Raw genomic sequence first — 237 nt, 5'->3', positions numbered from 1 at the left:
GGCCGTGCCGCGGCGAAGCACCGAATGGATGAAATGGGCTATAAAGAAAGCCACTACAACCTGGACAACCTGCACGACGCCTTCCTGAAGCTGGCGGACAAAAAAGGCCAGGTATTCGACTACGATCTGGAAGCGTTAGCCTTCATTAATAAGCAGCAGGAAGAGCCGGAGCATTTCCGTCTGGATTACTTCAGCGTGCAGTCTGGCTCCAACGCCATTGCCACCGCCTCCGTGAAG

1 pseudogene is annotated in these 237 nt (G+C 54.9%); it reads left to right on the top strand.

The annotated features are described in order from the left end of the window. Nucleotides 1-33 precede the first annotated feature (33 nt). Nucleotides 34-237: pseudogene (locus FQ664_RS26920) on the top strand (2-isopropylmalate synthase); the annotation flags it as partial.

It is taken from the genome of Pseudomonas persica (genome assembly GCF_900291015.1).
In the GTDB taxonomy this organism is placed as follows: Bacteria; Pseudomonadota; Gammaproteobacteria; order Pseudomonadales; family Pseudomonadaceae; genus Aquipseudomonas.
Note: the sequence above shows the minus strand (reverse complement) of the source record. Positions and strands in the feature narration are given on the sequence as shown.